A 5,787-nucleotide genomic window follows, 5' to 3' on the forward strand; every position below is an offset into this window, starting at 1 on the left:
GCGCCAAGCAGAGAGCCGGTCAGCCCGCCCGCCCCGCCGATGAGGAAAAGCGTGATGATGGACAGCATGGTGGGAAATGCGCCACCATCCAAACGGCAACTTTGCTCCATACGACGAGTAGATGGCTGACAGTTCCCTACTCGCCGTCGATAAAAATATGGAGGTCTTTGCCATCCCAGACAATTTTCTTAACTATCAGCTTGATTAAGGTACGCTTTTCTTCAATCGTCAGCGTATGGAAATTGTCTTTGAAGCTGGATAACGCCGTGGACAGCATATCCACTTGGATTTCCCTGTCCGCGATGATGTTTACATCCTTTTGCAGACGGGCTTTTTCTTCTTTCATGGAAGTAAGCTCTTTGTCCAGCTCCGTGATTCTGGCGTTTACACGTTCAATGAACGCCGCTCCTAAGTTTCCGTGTGACAGTGTGTTGATTAGATTGTCAATCTCGCTGTTACATTTCTTGATTTTATCATCAATGACCGCTACGGGGCTTTTTTGTGTCTGTCCTTGTAAATCACGTTTCAGCTTTTCCAGCAGTTTGTAGATACCGGAGTTCTCGTCTGTGTACTGCATGAGATATTCACAAACAATATCGTCCGCCTGCTGTCCATTGAGATTTTGACAGTCACATAAATTTAAGCCGCCACGCAGTTTATTGTTACAAATATAGTCGTAAAGTTCACGGTTGCCGCCTTTGCCGCTCCGCTGCTTTGCGAACATCCGGCTCTGGCATTTATCACAGAAGATTAAGCCGGACAGCAAGGAATAGTCATTATGCATGATAGCAGGTTTCTTCCCTGTGGGGATATTGTCTTTTAAGATATTTTGAATTGCTACCCACTTTTTACCGGAAATACGCCCCTTGTGCTTACCGATTGCGACAATCCATTTATCCATATCCTGTCTTGGGGCACTTTTCTTTCGGTAATCACGCTTATTGTATGCCAGCAGACCGTATTTATTGGAACAATCGGTTTTCTCAAAACAAACATCTGAATGATGTTCCGTGAAGTATTCCCATGCGTCTTCGTCAGCGATACAGTAAACCGGATTCTGTAATATCTCTTTAATGCCTAATAGAGAGAAAATCTTTCCTGTACGTGATTTAATCCCCTGCTTGATTAAGTATTTGCTTACGCCGGATATGCTCCGAAGCTCTAAGAACTTTTCCAGAATACAGTCAATGGTTTTCAATTCCTCTGGATTGTCCTTTAGCTTGCAGGAAGTCTTGATTTTGCCGTCAATGATGATTTCCTGTATCTTTTCAGAAGTAAATCCTGTTGGGGTAGTGCCGCCCAGCCAGCGTCCAGTCCTAGCCAGCATTAGCATATTGTCACGGACACGCTCTGCAATCGTTTCTCTTTCCAGTTGGGCGAAAACCGAAGCTATGTACATCATGGCTTTTCCCATAGGCTTTGAGGTGTCAAATTCTTCTTTGATACAGATAAATGAAATATTGTAGCTGTTCAAGTCTTCAATCAGAGAAGAAAAGTCACTGACATTACGGCTGATACGGTCAAGACGATAGCAGACAACGTATTCCGGTTTATTCAGTTTTATATCACGGAGCATTTGCTGGAATTGCGGTCTGTCCGTGTTCTTTGCAGAAAAGCCCTCGTCTTCATAGACGACGATTTCCGCATTATTCGATTCGGGGATTTTGGTTAAAATATACTCCCTGCACATTTCAATCTGGTTTTCAACGCTTTCCCCTTTGCCCGTATATACCGATTTACGGCTGTATATATAGATTCTCAAAGGTTACTCACCATCCTTTTTCTGCTGCACATAGTCAAATAAAATCTTAGCGCATAAGTTGGAAAAGGTACGCTTGTCCTCTTTTGCCAGATTATCTAACTGCTGCTTTAATTCCTTTGAAATTGTTATAGGTACTCTTACGTTATTTTCAGAAACAGCCAAACTATCCACCTCCTTATATATAGTGTATCACAGTGTAACACTTTTGTCAAGATTGCTAATTGATATTAAAAAGTTTCACACAAAAGATTGAGTTAAAACATAAATTGACATACTAGATATTGTGGGATAAAATAGATATATGAATTTTAGTGATTGAGGGAGGGCAAATATTTATGTCAGTTAGTGATTATTTTTCAACATTTTGTTCTAATTTAAGAATGAGTTCCGATACGGTATCGACGATTCAATATCGGTATCATCAAATTACCAAACGAATTAATCTTGATTATAGAAATAGTTCATCAGAAACGGCGTATAGTTTATATGTCGGTTCTTACGGTAGAGGTACAGAAATATGGACGAGTGATATAGACATGATTGTACAATTACCATATGAAACTTATGCTAAATTTAACGCATATAGCAGTAATGGTCAGTCAGCCCTTTTGCAAGAGGTAAAAGGCGTTTTACAGAAAACATATAGTACATCTTTTGTTAAGGGTGATGGACAAGTAATTGGTATAAATTTTACGGACGGTATAAATTTTGAAATTGTTCCAGCTTTTATTAACAAAGATGACAGTTATACTTATCCAGATTCCAATGATGGAGGAAGTTGGAAAACTACAGACCCAAGAAAAGAAATTGCTGCTATGAATACAAGAAATAGTAACACTAATAAGAATTTAAAACGACTGTGTAGAATGGCTAGAGCATGGAAAGAAAAATGTAATGTTTCAATGAGTGGAATATTGATAGATACATTAGCCTATAAATTTATTGGAGATTGGGAATATAAAGATAAATCGTATCTGTATTATGATTTTATGAGTAGAGATTTTTTTGAATATCTAAAAAACATTGACACATCTCAAAGTTATTGGCTAGCACCGGGAAGTAACCGCTATGTTTGGAAATCGGGTAGTTTTCAATCAAAGGCAAAAACAGCATATGATAATGCAGTAGCCGCCATATCGTATGAGAACGATAATAAATCATATTCTGCAAAGCAAAAATGGAGAGAAATTTATGGAACGAAATTCCCAGATTAGCCAAGGCTATAAGTTGGAATCACAAATTAGAGAAGCATATGGCAGGGTTACATATACCCAAACCTGTCATGATAAAATCATTAGTCGATTATTAAAAACTAATGACAGAATAAAAATTTGGCAAATTGTTTTGTCAGCGATTACTACGAGTGGTTTTATTGTTGCGATTCTTTCGGAAGATAAAATAGCAAGCGTATTAGGAGCAATTATATCCCTTGTATTACTGATTTTAAATTCTTATACAAAAAACTTCAACTTAGTAGAAAAGGCGCAAGAACATAAGGTAGCGTCAGACGCTTTGTGGAAAATCCGAGAAGAATATGTATCATTATTAACTGATTTTGAAATCTTAGAGCCAGAAGCTATAATGAAAAAAAGAGATGAATTGCAAGAAAGAACTGCTGAAGTATACAGTAACTCTCCTAGAACAGATGGAAAAAGTTATGCAGAAGCTCAAAAGGCTTTGAAGAATGATGAAGAACAAACTTTTTCAGAAAATGAAATAGATATTATGTTACCTAATTCTATAAGGCGCAGTAATAGAGATATAAAATAATAGAAAATGTATGTGAAGGAGTATCGTAAAAATGGTACTCCTTTTTTCTTGTCCAAAATTCAGAAAGGATGTGATACCCATGCCCCGACAAGAACCGCAGGAGCGTTCCCCTCCGCATAACATTATGAGATTCCGCCAGTCACGAGCTGGCAGAAATCCCCTTTATTCGGCTTGGCTACCCTTTACCTGTCAGAATGGGATTTGTCAAGGGTGTGAAGCACAACGCCAGCCCTTGATAAATCACAGGCAGACAGGTATTCTCCACGAAGCTGAATAAGGAACTATCCAAATCCATCAACCATCAATCATCAGAAAGGAAAGGTAAAAACATATGGAACTTAAATTTGTTATCCCCAACATGGAAAAGACATTCGGCAACTTGGAGTTTGCCGGAGAAGACAAGACAGAACAGCGCAGAATCAATGGGCGCATGACCGTACTCACACGCAGCTTCAATCTTTACTCTGACGTACAGCGGGCGGATGATATTGTCGTGATTCTGCCAGCCGAAGCAGGCGAAAAACATTTTGATTTTGAAGAACGGGTAAAGCTGGTAAATCCTAGTATTACCGCAGAGGGCTATAAAATCGGTACTCGTGGCTTCACAAACTACATCCTCCATGCGGATGACATGGTAAAAGCATAAGGAAAGAGAGGTATTATTTATGAGATTAGCAAATGGAATCGTCATTGACAAGGAGGCAACATTCGGGGCGTTGAAATTCTCCGCCCTCCGCCGTGAGGTACGGATTCAGAACGAGGACGGTACGGTATCGGATGAAATCAAGGAGCGCACTTACGATTTGAAGTCCAGAGGACAGGGGCGCATGATTCAAGTGTCCATCCCTGCCAGCGTACCGCTGAAAGAGTTTGACTACAACGCAGAAGTAGAAATCATCAATCCCGTTGCTGATACCGTCGCAACCGCAACATTTCAAGGGGCGGATGTGGACTGGTATATCAAGGCGGATGATATTGTCTTGAAGAAAGGTGCTGCCCCTGCCGGAAATCCGCAGCCACCAAAGAAAGACAATCCGCCTGCAAAATAGGAAGCCTATGGATGGTATCGCAGGATATGACGAGTACGAAAACGACTTCCGGCTTCTTGCCCTGCCGGAATACCGCTGGATGGCGGAACAGCTATTGAACGAAGCCTTAGAAGATTACAGTCCAACGGAAAATCTGAATGTATTTATGCCGGATTGCCTATGCAATGATATTTCCGGCTATACATTCCTGTTTACAGCCCGTACAGAAGACAGCGAAAAAACCTATTCGCTGCTCTACACGGGCTTTTATTAAATTCAGAGAAAAGGAGTGAATCAAGCATGAAACAGTATCTCCCACGTGGCAAGCGGATTCGTGCCACGGACACAGACTTAGTTTTCCATACTGCCACCGCCGCCCTGCTTCCAGTCTTTCTGCTGATTGTCCTGCTGTTTCATGGCAGATCAATCATGCAGACAGACTGGCAGGATGTTACTTTAACGCAGCTTAAAGAATCCATCCGCATTCCCTATCTGCTTATCAGCATGGGCGTGGCAGGATTTATCTGTCTGGCGGCGGCTCTGGTCTTCCGGCATTACTGCCGTGACTATGTGAAACAGCTCTACCACCGCCAAAAGCTGGCGAAGATGGTTCTGGAAAATAAATGGTATGAAGCGGAACAGGTGCAGTCAGACGGTTTCTTCAAAGACCTGTCCTCCAGCCGTTCAAAGGAGAAAATCAGCTATTTCCCCAAAATCTACTACCAGCTAAAAAACGGGCTGATTCACATTCGGGTGGAAATAACGCTGGGAAAATATCAAGACCAGCTTTTGCACTTGGAAAAGAAACTGGAAAGCGGTTTGTACTGTGAGCTGACCGACAAGGAATTAAAGGATTCTTACGTGGAATATACCTTGCTCTATGACTCTATCGCAAACCGCATTTCCATAGAGGATGTGCAGGCAAAGGATGGCAAGCTCCGGCTGATGAAAAATATCTGGTGGGAGTATGACAAGCTGCCCCATATGCTGATTGCCGGAGGAACGGGTGGCGGTAAGACGTATTTCATTCTGACGCTCATAGAAGCCCTGCTCCGCACAAATGCTGTTCTCTACGTCTTAGACCCGAAGAACGGTGCGAAACGTTTCTACTTGAAAAGAGTAGACACAGCACAATCAACTAAATTTGTGCTGGAGAACTGAACACACGAATAGTCGAATGATGGGGTAACGCCCTGAAAGGCTACTTTAATACTCCGACTGGCAGAA

General features: G+C 41.6%; 7 protein-coding genes and 1 pseudogene. 6 read left to right on the forward strand and 2 right to left on the reverse strand.

Going from position 1 to position 5,787, the window contains the following annotated elements:
* Positions 1 to 136: 136 nt before the first annotated feature.
* Together Q5O86_RS04810 and Q5O86_RS04815 are read right to left on the reverse strand one after the other, a co-directional pair.
* On the reverse strand, positions 137 to 1,762 hold the full coding sequence (locus Q5O86_RS04810; RefSeq protein WP_154463424.1) for a recombinase family protein: 1,626 nt from the start codon (positions 1,760 to 1,762) through the stop codon (positions 137 to 139).
* Between the two features lie 3 nt (positions 1,763 to 1,765).
* Positions 1,766 to 1,933, reverse strand: a complete 168-nt coding sequence (locus tag Q5O86_RS04815) for a DNA-binding protein (RefSeq protein ID WP_276891085.1) — start codon at positions 1,931 to 1,933, stop codon at positions 1,766 to 1,768.
* Between the two features lie 164 nt (positions 1,934 to 2,097).
* Between Q5O86_RS04815 and Q5O86_RS04820 the strand changes: the two genes are divergently transcribed.
* The 6 genes and pseudogenes from Q5O86_RS04820 to Q5O86_RS04845 all read left to right on the forward strand — a co-directional run.
* Positions 2,098 to 2,976, forward strand: a complete 879-nt coding sequence (locus Q5O86_RS04820; RefSeq protein ID WP_154463422.1) for a nucleotidyltransferase — start codon at positions 2,098 to 2,100, stop codon at positions 2,974 to 2,976.
* The gene (locus Q5O86_RS04825) at positions 2,954 to 3,532 is read left to right on the forward strand and encodes an SLATT domain-containing protein (protein WP_154463421.1); all 579 of its coding nucleotides are present in this window, start codon (positions 2,954 to 2,956) and stop codon (positions 3,530 to 3,532) included. The genes Q5O86_RS04820 and Q5O86_RS04825 overlap by 23 nt, the downstream gene beginning before the upstream one ends.
* Before the next feature lie 331 nt (positions 3,533 to 3,863).
* Positions 3,864 to 4,178, forward strand: coding sequence for a YdcP family protein (locus Q5O86_RS04830; protein ID WP_302626017.1), 315 nt, complete (start codon positions 3,864 to 3,866; stop codon positions 4,176 to 4,178).
* 19 nt (positions 4,179 to 4,197) lie between these two features.
* Positions 4,198 to 4,581 (forward strand): YdcP family protein, encoded by a 384-nt coding sequence (locus Q5O86_RS04835; protein ID WP_154463419.1) that lies wholly within the window; start codon positions 4,198 to 4,200, stop codon positions 4,579 to 4,581.
* Between the two features lie 7 nt (positions 4,582 to 4,588).
* Complete coding sequence (locus Q5O86_RS04840) at positions 4,589 to 4,834, forward strand: hypothetical protein (protein WP_154463418.1); 246 nt, start codon at positions 4,589 to 4,591, stop codon at positions 4,832 to 4,834.
* Positions 4,835 to 4,860: 26 nt separating this feature from the next.
* A pseudogene (locus tag Q5O86_RS04845) lies at positions 4,861 to 5,652 on the forward strand (ATP-binding protein); the annotation flags it as partial.
* Positions 5,653 to 5,787 lie beyond the last annotated feature (135 nt).

Source organism: uncultured Eubacterium sp. (assembly GCF_937958975.1).
In the GTDB taxonomy this organism is placed as follows: Bacteria; Bacillota; Clostridia; order Lachnospirales; family Lachnospiraceae; genus Eubacterium_G.

Coding starts and splice junctions, on each gene's coding strand:
- Q5O86_RS04825 (WP_154463421.1), top strand. CDS start 2,954: ATGGAACGAAATTCCCAGATTAGCCAAGGCTATAAGTTGGAATCACAA.
- Q5O86_RS04820 (WP_154463422.1), top strand. CDS start 2,098: ATGTCAGTTAGTGATTATTTTTCAACATTTTGTTCTAATTTAAGAATG.
- Q5O86_RS04835 (WP_154463419.1), top strand. CDS start 4,198: ATGAGATTAGCAAATGGAATCGTCATTGACAAGGAGGCAACATTCGGG.
- Q5O86_RS04830 (WP_302626017.1), top strand. CDS start 3,864: ATGGAACTTAAATTTGTTATCCCCAACATGGAAAAGACATTCGGCAAC.
- Q5O86_RS04840 (WP_154463418.1), top strand. CDS start 4,589: ATGGATGGTATCGCAGGATATGACGAGTACGAAAACGACTTCCGGCTT.